The following is a 19,658-nucleotide window of genomic DNA, read 5'->3' on the forward strand; positions in this document are numbered from 1 at the left end:
AAGCTCGTCAATCGCCCCGGAGGCGTGACCACATGACCCAGACCGCCGATCCGACCTCGTTGGTGCTTCCCGCCGAGCTCAAGCCGTCTGACGGCCGCTTCGGCTGTGGACCGTCCAAGGTGCGTCCCGAGGCCGTCGCGGCACTCGCTTCCGAGGGTGCGGCGCTGCTCGGCACGTCCCACCGGCAGAAGCCCGTCAAGAACCTCGTCGGCCGCGTCCGCTCCGGACTGCGCGACCTGTTCCAGCTGCCGGACGGCTACGAGGTCGTGCTCGGCAACGGTGGCACCACGGCGTTCTGGGACGCGGCGTCGTTCGGGCTGGTCCGCGAGACCGCGCAGCACTTCACCAACGGTGAGTTCTCCTCCAAGTTCGCGAAGGTCACGCAGACCGCGCCGTTCCTGAAGGACTCCCTGGTCACCAAGGCCGAGCCGGGCACCACTCCGGAGCTCTTCTACGCCGAGGGCGCCGACCTGGTCGGCTGGGCGCAGAACGAGACCTCGACCGGTGTCGCGATGCCCGTCACCCGCATCGAGGGTTCCGGCGACGCGCTGATCGCGATCGACGCGACGTCCGCTGCCGGTGGTCTGCCGGTCAAGGCCGAGGACTTCGACGTCTACTACTTCGCGCCGCAGAAGTCGTTCGCCTCGGACGGCGGCCTGTGGCTCGCGCTGATGTCGCCCGCCGCGCTGGCCCGCGTCGACGAGCTCAAGGACCGCTGGGTGCCAGAGTTCCTGTCGCTGCCGACCGCGCTCGACAACTCCACCAAGGACCAGACGTACAACACGCCGTCGGTCGCCACGCTCTTCCTGCTGGCGCACCAGATCGACTGGATCAACGGCAACGGCGGCCTCGACTGGTCCGTCGCGCGCACCAAGGACTCCTCGGACCGCCTGTACAACTGGGCCGAGAAGACCGCGTACACCACGCCGTACGTCGAGAAGGTCACTGACCGCTCGCAGGTCGTCGGCACGATCAACTTCTCCGACGACGTGGACGCTGCTGTGGTCGCGAAGGTGTTGCGCGCCAACGGCATCGTGGACGTCGAGCCGTACCGCAAGCTCGGCAAGAACCAGCTGCGCGTCGCGATGTTCCCGGCCATCGAGCCGAACGACGTCACGATCCTGACGCAGGCGATCGACTGGGTCGTCGGCCAGCTCTGAAGTTCTTGAGGTAGCGGCCTGGGGTGCACCGATGAGTTCTCGGTGCACCCCAGGGCTTTTCAGGCGAGTGCTTCCGTGGGCGACTGACGTGCCGCCCGCACCGCGGGATAGACGCCGGCGATGGCGCCGATGAGGATCGCCGAGCCCACTCCCCCGAGCAGGGCCGGCCACGGCAGTGCCGCCGGCCATTGCTGACTGATCGAATATCCGGCCGTGACCGCGATTCCCACGATCACACCGACCAGTCCGCCTAGACCGGACAACAACACCGACTCGGTGAGGAACTGCCACCGGATCTGCCGCCGGGTCGCCCCGAGCGCCCGCCGCAGACCGATCTCCCTGCGCCGTTCCAGCACCGAGATCACCATCGTGTTCGCCACGCCGACGCCACCCACCAACAACGCGACTCCGCCCAAGCCCAGGAACAGCGCGTTGTAGGAACTCTCGGCCAGCTGCTGCGCTTCGAGCGCCTCGGACGGCCGGGAAACCTTGACCTCGTTGGACTTCTGCGGGTTCAGCGTCGGGCCGAGCAGGTTGCGGACGTTGTCGACCTGGTCCGGGGACGTGCGCACGTAGACCGTGTTCGCGTTGCCCTCGAACCCGAACGCCTCCTTGGCCGCGTCCCAGCCGATCAGCGCGGACCTGTCGATCTCCGGCGAGAGCGGCAGCGGCCCGAGGATGCCGACCACGGTGAACCACTGGCCGTCGATCCACAGCTGCACACCGGGCTTGTCGATGCCCAGGCGCGAGGCCGCGGTGCCCCCGAGCACCACCGACTTCTCACCCGGCGACAGCCACCGGCCGGCGCGGACCTCGGTGCCCAGCACCTTCAGCAGGTCCTTCTCCGCCGCCTGCACCTGCAACCCGAGCGTGTCGCTCGTCGGCACGAGGTCGTTCTTGCGGATGCTGGCGGAGAGCTTGCCGGTGGCGCTGGCCGCCGACACCGCGCCGATCCGCTTGGCCATCGGCACCGCGGTCTCCGGCAGCTTCGCGTCCTGGCCGAAGAAGTCCTGGCCGGGCGCGGCGGTCAGGAGGTTGGTGCCCAGCTTGGACATCTTCTCGTTCAACGCGGCGGCGCTGGAGGCCGGGATGCCGACCACCGCCACGACCGCGGCGATGCCGATCGCGATGCCCAGTGCGGAGAGGACGGCGCGGATCGGGCGGGTCCGCATGCCGAAGAACCCGAGGCGAAGGAGGTCGATCACGACGCCCTCCCAACGAAAGCCCGCGTCCAACCAGTCATGTCGTTCCCAGTAGATTGTTCTTCGTGCGAACGGCGTACAAATGCCGGGCCTACCCGACCCCTGAACAAGCTGCGGTGCTGTCGCGCACCCTCGGGTGTGTGCGTCTGGTGTGGAACAAGACGTTGGGTGAACGGACTCGCCGCTACCGCAACAAAAACGCTTCCACGTCGTACAGAGAGACAAGCGCCACGCTGACCACATGGAGACGGAGTGAAGAACTCACGTTCCTGTCGGAGGTGTCTTGTGTGCCGTTGCAGCAAACGTTGCGGCATCAACAGACGGCGTTCCAGAACTTCTTCTCCGGACGTACTCGCCACCCGAGGTTCAAATCGCGGACGGGCCGCCAAAGCGCGCACTACACCCGATCGGCGTTCCGGATGCGCGACGGTTCGCTCATCCTGGCCAAGACGAGCGCGCCGCTGCGGTTCATGTGGTCCTTCGACCTCGTCGACGTCACCGAACTGAACCCAACGATGGTGATGGTGTCCCGCGAGCCTGATGGCCGCTGGTACGTGAGCTTCGCGGTGGACGTTCCCGAGCCTGCTGTCCCTCAACCCGCGAACCGCGCGATCGGGCTCGACCTCGGACTGGCGCCTTTCCTGACGACCAGTAACGGCGTCCAGATCGCCAACCCGCGAAACCTGACCCGCAAAGCCAGAAGTCTTGCCCGCTACCAGCGCAGACTTGCTCGGTGTCAACGCGGCAGCAACAACCGGCACAAAGCCAAGGCCAAGGTCGCTCGTGCTCATCGCAAGGTCCGCAACGCGCGGCAGGACTTCCTGCATCGCACCAGCACCGCGCTGGTGCAGTCGGCGGACCTGATCGCGATCGAAGATCTCAACGTCACGGGCATGGTCCGCAACCGCCGGCTCTCCCGTGCCATCTCCGATGCCGGTTGGGGCGAGTTCCGGCGGCAGCTGGAGTACAAGTGCGAACGAACTGGTCGTTCGCTGGTCGTGATTGACCGCTGGTACCCCTCCAGCAAGACCTGCTCGAACTGCGGGCACCTGCTCGCCGAGTTGAAGCTTTCCGCCCGGCACTGGACGTGTCCGAGCTGCCGCACCCGGCACGACCGGGACTTCAACGCGGCGAAGAACATCCTTGCGGCTGGTCGAGTCGTAGCCCGAGACACCTCGGGCGATGCCTGCGGAGCTGATGTCAGACGGCAAGGGTCACCCCTTCCGCGATCGGTGATGAAACAGGAAGCGTGCGCCCGAAGTCTCGGTTCGTGAGCGAAGTCAAACGATCACTCCGTCCCGCACCTCGACGCGGCGCGGCGCCCACGCCGCGATGTCCCGGTCGTGCGTGATCATCACGATCGTCGTGCCGTCGGAGTTGAGGCTTTCCAACAACTCCAGCACTCCCGCGCCGTTCTTCGTGTCCAGGTTCCCTGTCGGCTCGTCGGCCAGCAGGATCCCCGGCGTGTTCACCACGGCCCGCGCGATCGCGACCCGCTGACGTTCACCACCGGACAGTTCGTGCGGCTTGTGCAGCGCGCGGTGGATCAGGCCGACTCTGTCCAAAGCGGACATCGCCATGGACCGTCTCTTCGAGCGCGGTACACCGGCGTAGACGAGCCCGGAGGCGACGTTCTCGATGGCGGACAGTCCGTCGGTGAGGAAGAACTGCTGGAACACGAACCCGATCGTGCGCGCTCGCAGAGCCGACAAAGCGTTGTCCGACAAGGTGGATATGTCGTTGCCGTCGATCTCGACCTTGCCCGCTGTCGGCTTGTCGAGCGTGCCCATGAGGTGCAGCAGGGTCGACTTCCCCGAGCCGGACGGTCCCACGATCGCGAGCATCTCCCCGCCCCCGACGGTCAGGGAGACGTCGCGCAACGCCTGCACACCACCGGGATACGTCCGGCTCGCGTGGTCGACGGTGATCACTCCGTGGTCACCACCTTCATGCCCTCGCGCAGGCCCTCGCCCTGCACCTCGACCTGGCCCTTGGCGAAGATCCCGACGGTGACCGGGATGGTCTTGCCGTCCTCGCCGACCACGCCGTAGCCGCCCTCGTTCAACGCGAGGAGCGCACCGATCGGGACAGCGAGCACGTTCTGCTTCTTCGACACGGTGAACAACGCGGTGACGCTGCCGGTCTCGATGCCCTCGGCGGCCTTGGGGTCGTCGACGGAGATCGTGAGGACGAGCTTCGGCTTCTGGCCCTGGTTCGGGTCGCCGGGATTGCGGGTGACGCCGGTGATGGTGCCGGTGGTGGGCTTGCCGCCGGTGATCGACAGCTCGACCTTCTCGCCCACCTTGGCGAGGCGCTGCTTGGACTGCTCCAGTTCGACGGTCACCGCGCGTTCGGTGCCGGTGACCTTCATCAGGTCGCCGCCGGCGGGTGCGCCGAGCTGAGCGGTCAGCGAGGACACCCGGATCGCGCCGGGCTGGACGATCACGTCACCCGAGCCGAGTTTTCCGGTCTGTTCAAGGCCGTTGGCCTTCTGCCACTTCTTCAGCGCGGTGGCCGTGTAGTAGGTGAACTTCTCGTCAGGGGTGCCGAAGTCCTTGAATCCCAGTGCGGCGAGGTTCTCCTCCACCACCTTGACGTCGGGTCCGTTCGACATGCCCGACTCGAGGTCGCGGTAGAGCGGCATCGCGCTGTAGAACAGCGGCACGGGCTTGGCGTCCGAGTGGAACACCGGTTTGCCCTGCTCGATGACATCGCCCTGTTTCGGCAACCCGGTGACGGTGCCACTTTTCCGGCTGGCCAGCGCTCGTTCCGCGCCGAAGCCGAGCTGGCCGGTGACCGACTGCTGGTCCGCCAGATTGGCCTTCTTGACCTGCGCGGTCTTCGCCGGGTCGTTCTGCAGCGGCGCGGCGTTGGCCTGGTTGGACGCGACTCTCGTGAGCACCACGACCCCACCGGTGCCGAGCACCACGGCGGCGACGAGTGCGGCGACGACGAGCTTCCTGTTCACGCGGCGCTTCATCCGGCGGGCCTCGACATGACCATGCCCTCACCCAGGCCGCAGTCCTTCATGTCCTGCTTGACCTTGTCGTCCTCCATGTCGGGCAGCTCGACCGTCTCGCCCATGCCGCCGCCCTCGAACTTCGGGTCCGGCCAGTTGTAACCCCTGTCGCGCATGCACTTCGCGTTCTGGCGCATCTTGTCCTGCTCCTCGGGCGACGGCGGCTTGAACTCGCCGCCGTTGGGCAGGTGCTTCTTGCAGGCCTCGTGGGCGGAGTTCATCTTCTCCATGTCGGGAGAACCGGCCTCGCCGCCGGGCATGGCCTCGATCATCACGCCGCCGTTGTCGTCCTGCTTCGGGTCCGGCATGTCGACACCGTTGTCCCGCATGCACTGGGCGAACTTGACCATGTCGCCCTTCTCGTCCTTCTGGGCGGCCGGCTGCTCTTTCGACCCGCAGGCCGTGAGCGCCAGGAGCAGGCCCAGCAACACCGCGATGGTGGATTTCATGGGGACAGGTCTACGGAGAGCGCCATTCGGCGGCGTTAAGCGAAAGGCCTTATCCGGCGCTTATGCCCGTTGCGCGGAAAATAGGTGTCATGCGTGTGCTGGTGGTCGAGGACGAACAACTGCTCGCGGACACGATCGCCGAGGGGTTGCGCAGGTTCTCGATGGCGGTCGACGTCTGTTACGACGGCGAAGCGGCGTTGGAGCGGGTAGGGGTGCACGCGTACGACGTCGTGGTGCTCGACCGCGACTTGCCGCTCGTGCACGGTGACGAGGTGTGCAAGGCGGTGCACGCGACCGGCGGCGAGGCGCGGGTGCTGATGCTGACGGCGGCGGCCGAAGTGGACGATCGGGTGGCCGGGCTCGGGCTCGGTGCCGACGACTACCTGACCAAGCCGTTCGCGTTCGCCGAGCTCGTGGCCCGCGTGCAGGCGCTGGGCAGGCGGGCTCGTCCCGCCCTGCCGCCGGTGCTCGAACGGGCAGGGGTCACGCTGGACCTGCCACGGCACCAGGCGTCCCGTGACGGGACGTTCCTGCCTTTGTCTCCCAAGGAGTTCGCCGTGCTGGAGGTGCTGATGCGAGCGGAGGGCAACGTGGTGAGTCCCGAAGAGCTGCTGGAGAAGGCCTGGGACGAGCACGCGGACCCGTTCACGAACGCCGTGCGGGTGGCGGTGATGACGCTGCGCCGCAAGCTGGGCACGCCGCAGGTCATCCAGACCGTGCCCGGCGCCGGGTACAGGTTCGGCTCGTGACGCTCCGGACCAGGCTGACGGCCTGGTACGCCGGGGTGTTCCTGATCGCGGGCATCGCGCTGATCGCGCTGAACTACTGGTTGCTCGCCGAATGGACTCCGGGCGACAGCGTGGCGATGGCCAGGACGGTGCCGGCGGAGCTGGCCGAGCCGTACGCCGGCTACGCGACGACCATGGCGGGAGAGCTTCCGACCGATACCGCGGTGCTGACCAGCGAGCAGGTCAAAGCGAACACGATGGACACGGTCCTGTGGCAGTCGATCATCGCGTTGCTGGTGGCCGCCGTGATCGCGGTCTGGCTCGGCTGGGTCGTGGCCGGACGGGTGCTGGCGCCGTTGCACTCGATCACCACGACCGCGCACCGGCTGGAGGCGGAGCGGCTGGACCAGCGCATCGAGCTGGACGGGCCGCCGGACGAGCTCAAGGAGCTCGCGGACACGTTCGACGGGATGCTCGACCGGCTCGCGTCGTCGTTCGACAGCCAGAAGCGGTTCGTCGCGAACGCCTCGCACGAGCTGCGCACGCCGCTGGCAGTGCAGCGGACGTTGATCGAGGTGGCGTTGGGCGACCCCGGCGCGTCGGACGAGATCCGCCGTCTCGGAGCGCATCTGCTCGACACCAACGAGCGAAGCGAGAAGCTCATCGACGGGCTGCTGCTGCTCGCGCGCAGTGACCGCGGGCTCGCCACGCGTGAGCTGGTGTGGCTGGACGAGGTCATCGACGACGAAGTGGAGTCGTGCGCCGCGCTGGCCTCGGAGAAAAAAGTCACGTTTGAGGTTCGGACTCGCAGGTATCTGGTGGACGGCGATCCGGTCCTACTCGCCCAGCTCGTCGGCAACCTGTTGCGCAACGCGGTGCTCTACAACAAGCCGGGCGGCGCCGTCTCCGTGCTGCTTGATCAAGAACTGATCGTCACCAACACCGGCCCCACCGTGCCTGCCCAGGCAGTACCCGGATTGTTCGAGCCGTTCCGCCGGCTCCGCGACCGCACCGGCACCGCCGGATCCGGCCTCGGCCTGTCGATCGTGCAGTCCGTGGCGAAGGCTCATCAGGGTTCGGCCAGGGCTCGCCCGAACGGGGGAGGCGGACTGGTGGTCCAGGTGAATCTTCCGGAAACGGGAGTGCGACAGGCCTCGTGAACTGGCAAGATCACGTAGAGATATCGGCGAGTCTCCCACGCAGTGACGGCTCGTTGTCCTAACGTTGTCTGCTGGCGAGGTGCGAATTCAGGGAGGCCACGATGCGAGCGCTGCGAGTCATCGGGCTCGACGAGGACGGCAAGTCCGTCATTCTCGAGGACCCCGAAAACCGCGGCGAGCGCTTCACGCTCCCCGCTGACGAGCGCCTCCGGGCGGCCCTGCGCGGTGATCTGGCGCGTCTCGGCCAGATGCAGATCGAATCGGGCGAGGCCCTCATGCGGCCTCGCGAGATCCAGGCCCGCATCCGCGCCGGCGAGTCGATCGATCAGGTCGCGGCCGCCGCCGGCATGCCCACGCACCGCATCGAGCGCTTCGCCTACCCCGTTCTGCTGGAGCGTTCGCGCACGGCCGACCTGGCCCAGCGCGCGCACCCGGTCCGTGAGGACGGCCCGGACGTGCAGACGCTCGGTGAGGTCGTCGCGCACTCGTTCGGCCTGCGCGGCCACGACCTGTCCGACACCAAGTGGGACGCGTGGCGTGGCGACGACCACCGCTGGATCGTGCAGCTGCACTGGATGACCGGCCGCTCGGAGAACCGTGCGCACTGGGCGTTCCACCCCGGTGCGCAGGGCGGCACGGTGACGGCTCTGGACGACGCCGCGGTCGACCTGATGGACCCGAACCCGAACCGCACGCTGCGCACGGTGCGGCCGGTGACGCAGCTGGCGCGGCAGGCCCTGGAAACGCCCCCGGCTCTTCCCGCGGCCCCCGCACCCGTTGCCGAGGAGCCGGCACCCGTGCCGGTTCCCGCTCAGGCGCCCGCCCCCGTGGCGGCACCTGTCGTGGCCGAGAAGCCGGCTCAGGAGAAGCTGCCTGAGCCGGAGCCCGCGCCTGCCCCGCCTCCGCCACCGGTGAAGACGGAGCAGGAGCCCGCGGCGGAGAAGCCGGTCCGCAAGGACCCTCCTCCGAAGAGGGGGAAGAAGAACCACCCCATCGTCCCTTCGTGGGAAGACGTTTTACTGGGCGTGCGGTCGAACCGCTGAGTGAGACGCTGACACCGTGGGACGTCGTGTCGCGCTGGCTGCCGGAGTGGGTGCACTCCTCGGGCTGGCCTGGTGGGGAATGTTCGAGCTCCTCGCTTCGGGCGCGGTCTGCTCGAAGGACGACTGGGGCTGTCTCGGCGCCTTCGTGATCGCCACTCCGGTGTTCGCGGTGGCCGGGGCGGTCGTGGGTGGGATCGCACTGCGTTCGTTGAGCGTGTCGCGGGCATGGCTGGTGGCCGTGCCCGCGACCCTCATGGCGGTGGTCGCGATGATCCTGTTGCTGGGGATGACCTTTCTGGCCTTCGCGGTGTTCGCCGCGCTGTACGCGTTGATCGCCGTGCTCACGGCTCCGCGTGGTGAAGGTGCTGTAGAGGGTTCGTGAAGATCGGCCTTCAGCGGGCCTTGATCGGATAGTTCTGGGCGCATGTTGCTGCGCACTGTGGTGGGGGCGGTCGCCGGCGTTCTGGCCGGGGCCGGGTTCGCGCTCACGCTCGAAGGATTCAGCCAGTACTGCTACCTCCGGCCCGGCCGCGCCGGCTGCGGCGTCGGACTCCCGGTGTTCTACCCACCCGTCTTCGCGCTGTGGATGGTCGTCGCGGGTGTCCTGATCCGGGTGGGGTTCCGGGTAGCCCGGCAGGAACGCGGGTGGCTCGCGACCAGCGTCGGCAGCGTGCTGTGGGCCGTGTCGATCGTGGCCGTCGTGTGGCTCGAGTCCACCTACCTGGACCTGTACCAGGCGGAAGGGGTCCAGTTCCTGATGGCCGCGGCGGTCGTCGTGCCGTGCGTGGCCTATGCGGTCGCCGCACTGGCGGCGGGGCGGGCGCGGCGGTGCTGACGCGGGTGGTCATGGGCCTGGTCGCCGGAGTGGTGGCCGTCCTCGGCACCGGGCTGGCGTGCGTGGGGCTGTACGCAGGCTTCTGCGGGTTCTCGAAACCGGCGCCCTGGTCCGGTGAGCGATGCCTGATGGGCGACTACGCCGAGCTCGGGCTGTGGCTGGTGCCGGTGGTGTTGCTGGGCGGGCTGGCCGGGTCCGCACTGCTGCACGGCCAGCTGCTGAAGGTGTGCCGCCAGCCGAAGCCCTTCTCGGTGGTCGTGCCCGGGATCGGGCTGTTCTTCGTGCTCCTGCTGTTCGGCTGGGTGGCGGGCGTGGTGGGGCTGGTGCCGGTCCCCGCCGTCGCGTTCGCGCTGGCCGGCGCGGTCACCAGCCATTCAGCCCCTGGTGGGGTCCGTCGCGCGTCGCCATGATCGGCGGCATGAAGGTGATCACGGCGGCGGCGGTGGGAGCGCTCTGCGGGGCTGGGTGGCTCTACTCGATCATCGCGGTCTCGAAGCTCCCGTGTGACAGCGCTCCGCTCGTGTGCGGCTTCACCGTGTACGTCTACTGGACCCCGGCGCTGGTGGCGCTCTGGGGAGCCGTGGCGTGGGGGCTGCTGCGGCTCGCGCGGTACTCGCCCGCCTGGCCGACGGTGCTCGCGGGGACGTCGATCGCGATCGCCCTGGCCTTCGTGCTCGGCCTGGTGATGGTGTACCTGCTCCCGCCGTGGACCGTGCACGTCCTCGTCCCGTTCTCGGGAGCGGCCGGGTACGCGCTGGCGGCCAGGGCGACCGCGAGCTACCGCGGGCGTGTCCGGGCAGAGCACCGCGAGCAGGACGGGACGCCGTCTGCGTAGTTCTGCGCATGGAAGCGCACCGCAGGAGTCGCCATCATCCAGCCATGAGGGTGGTCACAGCAGCGGTGGCGGGGGCGGCGTGCGCGGCGGCGTGGTGGATGTCGTTCGTGCCGATCGGTCGCGCGCTGTGCGACGCTCTCAGTGCTAACGCGATGGGGTGCGCAGGTCTTGTCCACCTCTGGGTGGCACCGATATCGGCGGTCGTGTGGGCGGTCGTGGCGTGGGCACTTCTGAGGCTCGCCCGGCCCAGGCCCGTCTGGCCGACCGCCGTCCTGGGACCGGTCGGCTCGTTCGTGCTGGCGCTGGCGGGCGGGCTGACCATCGTGGGGATGCGCGCCCGGCCGCCGGAGATCGTCGGTGTCCTGGTGGTCACGATCTCGGCCGGAGTCGGCTACGCCTTGGCTGCTGCGGTGAACGGTGGTTACGGTGGTTGGCGTGACGGAGCAGAGCACCGCGGGCAAGACGGGTAGGACAGGACGCCGGCTGTTGTTCCGGGTCGTCCTGTCGATGGCCGTCGGCGCCGGGCTGGTGCTCGGGTGGACGTGGGCGTACGAGTCGGGCTTCCTGAAGACGTGGCTCGACAACACGTCGATGTCGGCGTTCCTGCTGCTCGTGCTGATCGGGTTGCCGCTCGCGCTCGTGTCGTCGCTGGTGCTGGCCGGGCCGATCCTGCGGGTCTTCGGGGTGCGGCCGGTGTGGCCGATCATCCTGCTCGGGCCGATCGTGCTGGGCGTCGGGCTCTACTTCAAGGTGCACGAACCCGTCATCGGGTGGTTCGCCAACCGGCACCACGCCGAGGCGTTGCTCGCGGCCGTCGCCTACGGGCTGGTCGGCCTGTTCACCTTCAGGAAGTGACCGGCACCTCGTCGAGCAGGTTCAGGTCCCAGCCCTCTCGTTCGCACCAGTCCTCGGCGTCCTCGCGGGAGACGAGCATCGCGTGTCTCGGGCGTGGACCGGCCAGGTGGTCCCAGCCGTCCGGAGCCAGGACGTAGTTCACTCCGTCGCGTGAGGCGATGAGCCGTCCGTGTGGAAACGCCATCGTCTGCTCGGTTCGCAGAAACCGCGTCATGGTGTTCATCGTGCCCTTGACCTCGACCTAAGTCGAGCCTGCACCCTCCGGTGGGGCGAAAAACCGGATGCTGAAGACGGGTCTCACTTCGTACTTTGGAGACGACCTGGAGGGGGCTCATCGCGTGAGCGATCAACGAAACTCGACAATCAGGACCTTGCGGAGGTTGTGGCCGTACGTGCGGCCGCACCGCGCACGGATGACTGTCGTGCTGTCGGCGACGATGCTCGCGATGCTGTGTGGTCTTGGCATCCCGCTGCTGACGCAGCGCATCGTCGATGGTCCGATTCAGAACAAGCAGACCGGTCCGCTGCCGTGGCTGATCCTGGGCGTGCTGGTGCTCGGGCTCGGCGAGGCGGCGCTGTTCTACATCCGGCGCAAGATCGTCGCCCGGCCCGCGGCCGAGGTCGAGGCGCGCATGCGGTTCGACCTGTACCAGCACCTTCAGCGGCTGCCTGTGGCGTTCCACGACCGGTGGCAGTCCGGTCAGCTGCTGTCGCGCGCGACGAACGACCTCACGACCGTGCGGCGGTTCGTCGCGTTCGCGATCGTCTTCCTGATCGTGAACAGCGTGGTCGTGCTGATCGGGCTGGGCATCATCGCGGCGCTCTCGCCGTGGCTGCTGGTCGTCTCGCTGTGCGGCTCGCTGCCGTTGATCATCATCTCGTACTTCTTCGAGTCGAAGTTCAAGGTCGTCGCGCGGCGGGCGCAGGACCAGGCGGGCGACCTGACCACGACCGTCGAGGAGTCGGTGCTCGGCATCCGGGTGCTCAAGGCGTTCGGGCGCGGGCCGGAGCTCTCGAAGCGGTTCCTGGCGCAGGCGCGGGAACTGCGGACGACCGAGCTGAACAAGATCTCGATCCTGGCCGCGCTGTGGTCGGTGCTGATCGTGCTGCCGGAGCTGTCGATCGCGGGCATGCTCGGCGTCGGCGCGGTCGGCATCGTGAACGGCTGGATGACGGTCGGCACGCTGGTCGCGGCGGTGGCGGTGAGCGCTTACCTGCGCTGGCCCATCGACTCCATCGGCTGGCTGCTGGCGGAGACGAACCAGGCCGCCTCGGCGCTGGAACGCTACTGGGAGGTCATCGACTCCCCCGTCACGATCACCAGCCCCGCCTCGCCCGCGCCGCTGCCCACCCCGCTGCGCGGGCACGTTCGTTTCGAGGGCGTGCGGTTCGCGTTCGACGACGGCCGCGAAGTGTTGTCGGGCATCGACCTCGATCTGCGTCCCGGCGAGACGCTGGCGCTGGTCGGCGCGACGGGGTCGGGCAAGACGACGCTGACCGCGCTGGTGCCGCGGCTCGCGGACGTGACCGGTGGCCGGATCACGATCGACGGCGCGGACGTGCGGGACCTCTCGCTGGAGGACCTGCGGACCGTCGTGGGCACCGCGTTCGAGGAACCGGTGCTGTTCTCCGCGTCGGTCACCGAGAACGTGGGGCTGGGCCTGCCGAACGTCACCGAGACCCAGGTGCGCGAGGCGTTGCGGGTGGCCAAGGCGGAGGAGTTCGTGGACGCGCTGCCGTGGGGTCTCGCGACCCGGATCGGCGAGCAGGGCCTGTCGCTGTCCGGTGGTCAGCGGCAACGGCTGGCGCTGGCGCGCGCGGTCGTCGGCAGGCCGGCGGTGCTGGTGCTGGACGATCCGCTGTCGGCCTTGGACGTCCACACCGAGGCCGAGGTGGAGGGTGCGCTGCGCAGGGTGTTGCGCGACACCACCGCGCTGGTCGTGGCGCACCGGTCGTCGACCGTGCAGCTCGCCGACCGCGTGGCGTTGCTGGTCGACGGCAAGATCGCCGCGATCGGCTCGCACCGGGAACTGCTGGACACCAACGAGGAATACCGCCGGCTTCTGTCCAGCATGGACGAGGACCTGGTCGAAGAGGAGGTGGCGTCGTGAGTGAAGTTGTCGCACCCGTTGCGGCTGAAGAAGAAGAGTGGCGCGGTGTCGCCTCCGAGGAGATCGAGGAGCTCTCGCACTCGACCGGTCTGCGCCTGCAGGCCCGGTCCCGCAGGCTGCTGGGTTCGTTGCTGCGCCCGCACATCGCCCGCACGTCGCTGGCGATCGCCGCGGTGGTCACCGGCAACCTGGCGGCGCTCGCGGGCCCGCTGCTGATCGCCGCCGCGATCGACAAGGGCATCCCGGACGCGGTCGGCGGCAGCCCGGTGATCCTGATCTCGTGCGTCGCCGGCTACGCGGTCTGCGCGCTGCTGATGACGTTCCTGCGCTGGGCGTTCCTGCGGATCTCCGGCCGCGTCGGCCAGGACCTGCTGCTCGACCTGCGCGGCCGGATCTTCCGGCACTCGCAGGGCCTGTCGGTCGGCTTCCACGAGTCGTACACGTCCGGCAAGGTCATCTCACGGCTGACCAGCGACGTCGACGCGTTGCAGGACCTGCTGGAGGAGGGCCTGGACAGCCTGTTCAACGCCGCGCTGTCGGTGGTGGGCATCGCGGTGATCCTGATCTGGCTCGACGCCCCGCTGGCGTCGGTCGTGATTGCGGGCTTCGTGCCGCTGTTCTTCCTGTGGCGCTGGTTCCGCCGCCGTTCGATGGACGCGTATCGGGGCACGCGCGGCTCGATCGCCAAGATCATCGTGCAGTTCGTGGAGTCCATGAACGGCATCCGCGCGGTGCAGGCGTTCCGCCGCCAGCCCCGCAACGAGCAGATCATGGCCGGCTTCAACGGCCAGTTCCGCGACGCGAACACCGACGCGCTGGGCGTCATGGCCACGTTCGTCTCGACGATCCGCGCTATCGGCAACGTGTCGCTGGCCGTGGTCCTCGCCTGGGGTGCCTACCGGGTGGCGGACGGCGCCGTCGAGCTGGGCGTGCTGGCGGCGTTCATGCTGTACCTGCGCCGCTTCTACGACCCGTTCGACGAGCTGGCGATGTTCGCGAACTCGTACTCCTCCGCCACCGCCGCGCTGGAGAAGATCTCCGGCGTCCTGGAGGAGCAGCCGTCGGTGCCGGAGCCTTCGTCACCGGTGGCCGTTCAGCACGCACGGGGCGCCGTCCGGTTCGCCGACGTGGAGTTCCAGTACCCCGGCACGTCCCGGCTGGTGCTGCCGCGCTTCACGCTGGACGTGCCGGCCGGCCAGACCGTGGCCCTGGTGGGTGCTACCGGCGCCGGCAAGACGACGGTGGCGAAGCTCGTGGGCCGCTTCTACGACCCGTCGTCGGGCTCGGTGCGGCTCGACGGCACCGACCTGCGGTCGATCGCGGACACGGATCTGCGCAAGGCCGTGGTGATGGTGACGCAGGAGAACTTCCTGTTCTCCGGCTCGGTCGCGGACAACATCGCGCTGGGCCGTCCGTCGGCGTCGCGGGCGGAGATCGAGGCCGCCGCGGCCGAGCTGGGAGCGCACGAGTTCATCGCGGCTCTGCCGGACGGCTACGACACGGACGTCCGCAAACGGGGCGGCCGGCTGTCCGCGGGACAGCGCCAAATGGTCGCTTTCGCGCGTGCTTTCCTGGCCGACCCGGCGGTGCTGGTCCTGGATGAGGCAACATCATCCCTGGACGTGCCCACCGAACGCGCCGTGCAGGCCGCGCTGGAGACAGTGCTGGCCGACCGGACGGCGTTCATCATCGCCCATCGCCTGTCGACGGTCCTGATCGCGGACCGCGTTCTGGTGCTGGATGGTGGCATTGTGGTGGAAGACGGCTCCCCCGCGGAGCTGATCGGTGAGCGGGGCCGGTTCGCGGCCCTGCACACGGCCTGGCGCGACTCGCTCGCGTAGGCCTGCAGGTCGCGTTCGCGCCAATGGGGATCTGGCGCGAACGCGACCTCACGACTCCAGCTCGGTCGTTCTCGCCAGTGGTGTGGCTCGGAACGTTGCCGGGGAATTCGCGGTCAGACGGGTGCATCGCGGCGCCGCCCCCACGTCCTCGTACTGGATGTACGGGGGCGTGGGGGCGGTGCCGCGAGGTGCCCTGCTGAGCGTGGATTACCTCGCCAACGTTCCGAGTCACGCCACTGGTGACCTGCGTCCGATAGGTTTCTGGCCGAAGGTCCAGACCGAGGAGGACGCAGTGGAGTTGCGAGTCCGGGACGGCCGCGCCGTGCTGGCCGGGGAAGACGACTCCGGCGAGCGCGAGGTCGACCCGCACAGCCTGCCCCTCGGCGCCGATCTCGCGGAGGCGCTGCACGAGTGGGCGAAGGTCGCCGACGCGGTGGTGCGCTCCGAGACGCCCGCCGACGGCGTGGCCGGCGCGCTGGTCGCGCGCAGGGGCAAGCAGCTCGCGGGCAGGATCGCGTCGGTCATGAACTCCCCCGTCAGCTACACCGACCCGGTCAGCGGCGAACTGGTCAGCGTCGACGCTCCTGAGGCGGCCTCGGTCGCGGTGCAGACGGTGGTCGAGGACGAGCAGGAGCCGGAGCCGACGCCGTGGGGCACCGGGCTCACGGTCAGCGTCATCACGGCCGCGATCGTCACGGTGACCGTCGTGTCGCTGTCGCTGGGGCTGGGCGAGACCAGCCGGTGGCTCGCGCTCGTCGCGAACGTGCTGGTGGTCGGCGGGCTGGCACCGTCGGTCTGGCTCGGGCGCAGCGTGCCGGTGTGGCGCTGGGTCGCGTACGGCGTCGTGACCGGGGTGCTCGTCGCCTGGCTGGCCCTGATCCTGACGTTGCTCTAAAGCAGGGCGTAGAACGCCACCGCGCCCGCGGTGGCCACGTTCAGCGAGTCCACGCCCGACGACATCGGGATGCGCACCGCCAGATCCGCGGCGTCGATCGCCTCGTCGGTGAGGCCGGGCCCCTCCGAACCCAGCAGCACCGCCACCCGGCGGCCGCGCAACCCGGCATCCGCAAGATGCAGGGCGGACGGGCGGGGCGTCAGAGCGGCAACGGTATAACCCTTTTGCCGCAACAGGTTCAGCGCCGCGGGCCACTCATCTGTGGTAGCGAACGGCACGCGCAGGACGTGACCCATCGACACCCGCACACTGCGTCGATACAGCGGATCGCTGCACCCCGGCCCCAGCACCACGCCGTCGACGCCCAGCGCGGCGGCGTTGCGGAAGATCGAACCCAGGTTCTCGTGATCGCCCACGCCCTCGAGCACGGCGAGGCGCTGGGACGTCTCGGCGAGCTCCTCGAACGACACCGCGGGAGCGCGATCCGCCGCCGCCAGTACACCCCGGTTCAAGTGGAAACCAACGGCCGACGCCATAACCTCTGCTGACGTCACGTAGGCGGGAACGTCCAGGTCAGAAAGGTCCAGCGCCTCGATCCGCCGCCGCACCCCGAGCAGTCCGCGCACCGGGTACGGCGACGCCAGCAGACGTTCCACCACCACGACGCCCTCGGCGATGACGAGGCCTCGCCCGCCCGGCCGGTCCGGCCTGCGGTCGGCAGTCGACAGGTCCCGGAAGTCGTCCAGCCGAGGGTCCGCCGGGTCGTTGATCTCGATCACCTTCGCCACGCCGGAAGTTTCGCATCCGGCGCGAGGTGGAACAGGCGAGGTAGTCCGGAGGGCGGAACCGCACACGTCCAACCAGGGGATGATCGCTGGTTGTTACCTCCACGTGACAGAGAGCACCGTTTTGGGCGATGTAAAGGGGGATTGCGCTGTGTCACTTTTGGCGTTCCGCCTGGCCCGCGCCCACCGGCGCCGAGCGAAGGGTTAGCGGCATGGGAAGCGAAGTGTCCAGCCGCACGTTCACCAGAGACGATCGCCAGCGCTATCGCGAGAAGATGCAGCGAAGTCTCGACGCATTGGCCACGATGCTGGCCGAAGACACGTTCTCCTTTCCCCGTCGGCAGATGGGGCTCGAGATCGAGCTGAACCTCGTCGACGACGCGATGCGGCCGGCGATGGCGAACTCGGAGGTGCTCGAGAAGATCGACGATCCCTCGTACACGCTGGAGCTGGGGCAGCAGAACCTGGAGATCAACGTGCCCCCGCGCGAGCTGGCCGGGGGTGAGATGCTTGGCCTGGAAGAGGAACTGCGCACGTCGCTCGACAACGCGGACTCGAAGGCCAACGACGCGGGCGCCAACCTCGCCATGATCGGCGTGCTGCCCACGTTGCGGGAGAGGCACTTCGACCGCAAGTGGCTCTCCGAGGCGCCGAGGTACGCGCTCCTCAACGACACGATCTTCAAGGCCCGTGGCGAGGAGATGGTGCTGCGCATGGAAGGCCCGGCGATGCCGGGCAAGAGCCCGGAGAAGCTGGACACCTACGCGGAGTCGATCCTGCCGGAGGCCGCGTGCACGTCCGTGCAGCTGCACCTGCAGGTAGAGCCGATGCACTTCGCCGCGCACTGGAACGCCGCGCAGTGCCTGGCCGGCGTGCAAGTCGCCATCGCCGCGAATTCGGCTTTCCTGCTGGGCAAAGCGCTCTGGCACGAGACCCGGATCCCGTTGTTCGAGCAGGCCACCGACACCCGTCCGGACGAGCTGAAGAACCAGGGCGTCCGTCCGCGCGTGTGGTTCGGTGAACGGTGGATCACGTCGATCTTCGACCTGTTCGAGGAGAACGTGCGCTACTTCCCCAGCCTGCTGCCCGAAACCGACGACGAGGACCCGTTGGAGGTCCTGGAAGCCGGTGGCGCGCCTCGTCTTTCCGAGCTGCGCCTGCACAACGGCACGATCTGGCGCTGGAACCGCCCTGTCTACGACGTCGTCGACGGCGTGCCGCACCTGCGCGTCGAGAACCGGGTCCTGCCCGCGGGCCCCACCGTTCTGGACACGATGGCCAACGCCGCCTTCTTCTACGGTGCCCAGCGTGCGCTCACTTCGCAGGAGCGTCCACTCTGGACGCAGATGTCGTTCCAGGCGGCCGAGGAGAACCTCTACACCGGTGCCCGGCACGGCATGAACGCCCAGCTGTACTGGCCGGGCATCGGCTGGATCCCGCCGGACGAGCTGGTGCTGCGCAGGCTCCTGCCGATGGCGCACGACGGCCTGCGCGACTGCGGCGTCTCCGACGAGGCCCGCGAGCGCTACCTCGGCGTGATCGAGCAACGCTGCCTCGCGCGCCGCACAGGATCGTCGTGGCAGCGGGAAACCGTTGCGCTGCTGGAAGAACGTGGCCTCTCCAGGGATGCGGCGCTGTCCGGCATGCTCAAGCGGTACATGGAGCTGATGCACGCGGGCGAGCCCGTGCACACGTGGCACGTGGGTTAGGGCCGCAGTTTCTCGAGGAACGTCTCCCACACGGCCTTGGGCAGGCCGGCGTCAACGGCGCCGCCGGCCTCGTCCTCGCCGACCAACACCGCCACCGACAGCTCCGGGGTGGCTCCGGCGAACCACGCGTGCCGCGTCCCGGTCGGCCACACTCCTTCACGGCAGGCCATCCAGAGGTCGTTGCCGCAGGCAGGGTCGTTCCTCAGCACTTCGTTGACCTGGTTCGCGATCGCCTTGCTGCGCACCGGATCCCGGTCGAACGCGGGCTGCGGCGTGTCCAGCGCCTGGTACAGCGTCGCGCCGTGCACGTCGGTCACGTGCGTGACGAAGTGGGCGTCGCGGTGCACACCTTCCGCGGCGAACGTCGCGTACCCGGACGCGAGGTCGAGCGGCCGCAGTCCGCCGTCCGGTCCGTCGAGCAGCTTCGTCCGCGTGCCCTCGATGTCGGCGAACTCCGGCACACCGGCCCGTTGCGCGACCCTGACCGCCCGTTCCGCGTCGCCCTGGTCCAGTGCCCTGCCCTCCTGCACCGCCGCGGCGGCGCTGAACGGGAAGAACACCGGACCGGGCTGCTTCACCACACCGCCCGCGCGGTCGACGGCAGGGTCCTCCCCCGGCGCGTAGGCCCGCACGGCTCCTCTGGCGGGGTCGACGGCCACCAGTCCCGAACGGCCGGACGCCTTCTCCCGGATCGCGGCCGCGGCACCGGACTGCGCCTTCGCGTCGATCGTCGTCACCACGACGGCGCCGTCCCGGCGGAGCTTGTCCAGGGACAGCGACCCGCGCGTGGCGAGTTCCCTGGCGACCTGCCTGACCAGCGGTGTCTCGGGGTCGCCTGAGCGCCAGAGCTCCGACGCGTCCGCGTACTGCAGCACCACGTACCTGGACGGTGGCTCGTCGGACCGCTGCCACACCACGACGCCGATGGTCACCAGGACCAGCGCCCCCAGCACAGCCAGAACTCGCCTCATCGCATCCCCCAGCGTGAAACTCCCCCAGGGAACCGAATCTAGCGGCGGCGTCCAGCCTCA

General features: G+C 68.9%; 22 protein-coding genes. 15 read left to right on the forward strand and 7 right to left on the reverse strand.

Annotated elements, in window-relative coordinates; translation table 11 throughout:
* The first annotated feature begins 32 nt into the window (after nucleotides 1–32).
* Complete coding sequence (serC, locus tag OG205_RS29440; protein WP_330271251.1) at nucleotides 33–1,160, forward strand: phosphoserine transaminase; 1,128 nt, start codon at nucleotides 33–35, stop codon at nucleotides 1,158–1,160.
* A 59-nt stretch (nucleotides 1,161–1,219) separates the two neighbouring features.
* Here serC and OG205_RS29445 read toward each other — a convergent pair whose 3' ends face one another.
* Nucleotides 1,220–2,332 (reverse strand): ABC transporter permease, encoded by a 1,113-nt coding sequence (locus tag OG205_RS29445; protein ID WP_330278253.1) that lies wholly within the window; start codon nucleotides 2,330–2,332, stop codon nucleotides 1,220–1,222.
* Nucleotides 2,333–2,427: 95 nt separating this feature from the next.
* Here OG205_RS29445 and OG205_RS29450 point away from each other — a divergent pair, with 95 nt between their 5' ends.
* Nucleotides 2,428–3,636, forward strand: coding sequence for an RNA-guided endonuclease InsQ/TnpB family protein (locus tag OG205_RS29450; protein ID WP_330271252.1), 1,209 nt, complete (start codon nucleotides 2,428–2,430; stop codon nucleotides 3,634–3,636).
* A gap of 6 nt (nucleotides 3,637–3,642) precedes the next feature.
* Here OG205_RS29450 and OG205_RS29455 read toward each other — a convergent pair whose 3' ends face one another.
* From OG205_RS29455 to OG205_RS29465, 3 genes are read right to left on the reverse strand one after another with little or no spacing between them, the layout of a single operon-like run.
* Entirely contained in the window at nucleotides 3,643–4,293 is a 651-nt protein-coding gene (locus OG205_RS29455; protein WP_330271253.1) for an ABC transporter ATP-binding protein, read from the reverse strand.
* Complete coding sequence (locus OG205_RS29460; protein WP_330271254.1) at nucleotides 4,290–5,330, reverse strand: peptidoglycan-binding protein; 1,041 nt, start codon at nucleotides 5,328–5,330, stop codon at nucleotides 4,290–4,292. The genes OG205_RS29455 and OG205_RS29460 overlap by 4 nt, the downstream gene beginning before the upstream one ends.
* A gap of 8 nt (nucleotides 5,331–5,338) precedes the next feature.
* Entirely contained in the window at nucleotides 5,339–5,830 is a 492-nt protein-coding gene (locus OG205_RS29465) for a hypothetical protein (protein ID WP_330271255.1), read from the reverse strand.
* 89 nt (nucleotides 5,831–5,919) lie between these two features.
* Between OG205_RS29465 and OG205_RS29470 the strand changes: the two genes are divergently transcribed.
* The 9 genes from OG205_RS29470 to OG205_RS29510 all read left to right on the forward strand — a co-directional run bounded on the left by OG205_RS29470 (nucleotide 5,920) and on the right by OG205_RS29510 (nucleotide 11,286).
* Entirely contained in the window at nucleotides 5,920–6,579 is a 660-nt protein-coding gene (locus OG205_RS29470; RefSeq protein ID WP_330271256.1) for a response regulator transcription factor, read from the forward strand.
* Complete coding sequence (locus OG205_RS29475; RefSeq protein ID WP_330271257.1) at nucleotides 6,576–7,718, forward strand: sensor histidine kinase; 1,143 nt, start codon at nucleotides 6,576–6,578, stop codon at nucleotides 7,716–7,718. Before OG205_RS29470 ends, OG205_RS29475 begins: the two co-directional genes overlap by 4 nt.
* A 101-nt stretch (nucleotides 7,719–7,819) precedes the next feature.
* Complete coding sequence (gene sepH / locus OG205_RS29480; protein ID WP_330271258.1) at nucleotides 7,820–8,761, forward strand: septation protein SepH; 942 nt, start codon at nucleotides 7,820–7,822, stop codon at nucleotides 8,759–8,761.
* 16 nt (nucleotides 8,762–8,777) lie between these two features.
* Nucleotides 8,778–9,143 (forward strand): hypothetical protein, encoded by a 366-nt coding sequence (locus OG205_RS29485; RefSeq protein ID WP_330271259.1) that lies wholly within the window; start codon nucleotides 8,778–8,780, stop codon nucleotides 9,141–9,143.
* 42 nt (nucleotides 9,144–9,185) lie between these two features.
* On the forward strand, nucleotides 9,186–9,596 hold the full coding sequence (locus OG205_RS29490) for a hypothetical protein (protein ID WP_330271260.1): 411 nt from the start codon (nucleotides 9,186–9,188) through the stop codon (nucleotides 9,594–9,596).
* Entirely contained in the window at nucleotides 9,590–10,006 is a 417-nt protein-coding gene (locus tag OG205_RS29495; protein ID WP_330271261.1) for a hypothetical protein, read from the forward strand. Before OG205_RS29490 ends, OG205_RS29495 begins: the two co-directional genes overlap by 7 nt.
* An 8-nt stretch (nucleotides 10,007–10,014) precedes the next feature.
* Nucleotides 10,015–10,431, forward strand: coding sequence for a hypothetical protein (locus tag OG205_RS29500; protein ID WP_330271262.1), 417 nt, complete (start codon nucleotides 10,015–10,017; stop codon nucleotides 10,429–10,431).
* 44 nt (nucleotides 10,432–10,475) lie between these two features.
* Nucleotides 10,476–10,901 carry a hypothetical protein gene (locus OG205_RS29505; RefSeq protein ID WP_330271263.1) on the forward strand — a complete coding sequence of 142 codons (426 nt, stop codon included), beginning with the start codon at nucleotides 10,476–10,478 and terminating at the stop codon, nucleotides 10,899–10,901.
* Entirely contained in the window at nucleotides 10,867–11,286 is a 420-nt protein-coding gene (locus OG205_RS29510) for a hypothetical protein (protein ID WP_330271264.1), read from the forward strand. The genes OG205_RS29505 and OG205_RS29510 overlap by 35 nt, the downstream gene beginning before the upstream one ends.
* Here OG205_RS29510 and OG205_RS29515 read toward each other — a convergent pair.
* Nucleotides 11,276–11,500 carry a hypothetical protein gene (locus tag OG205_RS29515; protein ID WP_330271265.1) on the reverse strand — a complete coding sequence of 75 codons (225 nt, stop codon included), beginning with the start codon at nucleotides 11,498–11,500 and terminating at the stop codon, nucleotides 11,276–11,278. The genes OG205_RS29510 and OG205_RS29515 overlap by 11 nt on opposite strands.
* A 157-nt stretch (nucleotides 11,501–11,657) precedes the next feature.
* On the opposite strand from OG205_RS29515, the gene OG205_RS29520 reads away from it, so the two are divergent.
* From OG205_RS29520 to OG205_RS29530, 3 genes are all read left to right on the forward strand, one after another.
* Entirely contained in the window at nucleotides 11,658–13,397 is a 1,740-nt protein-coding gene (locus OG205_RS29520; protein ID WP_330271266.1) for an ABC transporter ATP-binding protein, read from the forward strand.
* Nucleotides 13,394–15,238, forward strand: coding sequence for an ABC transporter ATP-binding protein (locus OG205_RS29525; RefSeq protein WP_330271267.1), 1,845 nt, complete (start codon nucleotides 13,394–13,396; stop codon nucleotides 15,236–15,238). The genes OG205_RS29520 and OG205_RS29525 overlap by 4 nt, the downstream gene beginning before the upstream one ends.
* A gap of 292 nt (nucleotides 15,239–15,530) precedes the next feature.
* Nucleotides 15,531–16,133, forward strand: coding sequence for a DUF2537 domain-containing protein (locus OG205_RS29530; RefSeq protein ID WP_330271268.1), 603 nt, complete (start codon nucleotides 15,531–15,533; stop codon nucleotides 16,131–16,133).
* On the opposite strand, the gene OG205_RS29535 is transcribed toward OG205_RS29530, so the two are convergent.
* A complete protein-coding gene (locus tag OG205_RS29535) occupies nucleotides 16,130–16,921 on the reverse strand; it encodes a TrmH family RNA methyltransferase (RefSeq protein WP_319975785.1) in 792 nt (263 codons plus the stop codon). The two genes, OG205_RS29530 and OG205_RS29535, sit on opposite strands and share 4 nt — an antisense overlap.
* 209 nt (nucleotides 16,922–17,130) lie before the next feature.
* Between OG205_RS29535 and OG205_RS29540 the strand changes: the two genes are divergently transcribed.
* Entirely contained in the window at nucleotides 17,131–18,627 is a 1,497-nt protein-coding gene (locus tag OG205_RS29540) for a glutamate--cysteine ligase (RefSeq protein WP_330271269.1), read from the forward strand.
* Here OG205_RS29540 and OG205_RS29545 read toward each other — a convergent pair.
* Nucleotides 18,624–19,598 (reverse strand): hypothetical protein, encoded by a 975-nt coding sequence (locus tag OG205_RS29545; RefSeq protein WP_330271270.1) that lies wholly within the window; start codon nucleotides 19,596–19,598, stop codon nucleotides 18,624–18,626. The two genes, OG205_RS29540 and OG205_RS29545, sit on opposite strands and share 4 nt — an antisense overlap.
* Nucleotides 19,599–19,658: the final 60 nt, after the last annotated feature.

It is taken from the genome of Lentzea sp. NBC_00516, from assembly GCF_036346835.1.
Classification (GTDB): Bacteria; Actinomycetota; Actinomycetes; order Mycobacteriales; family Pseudonocardiaceae; genus Lentzea; species Lentzea sokolovensis.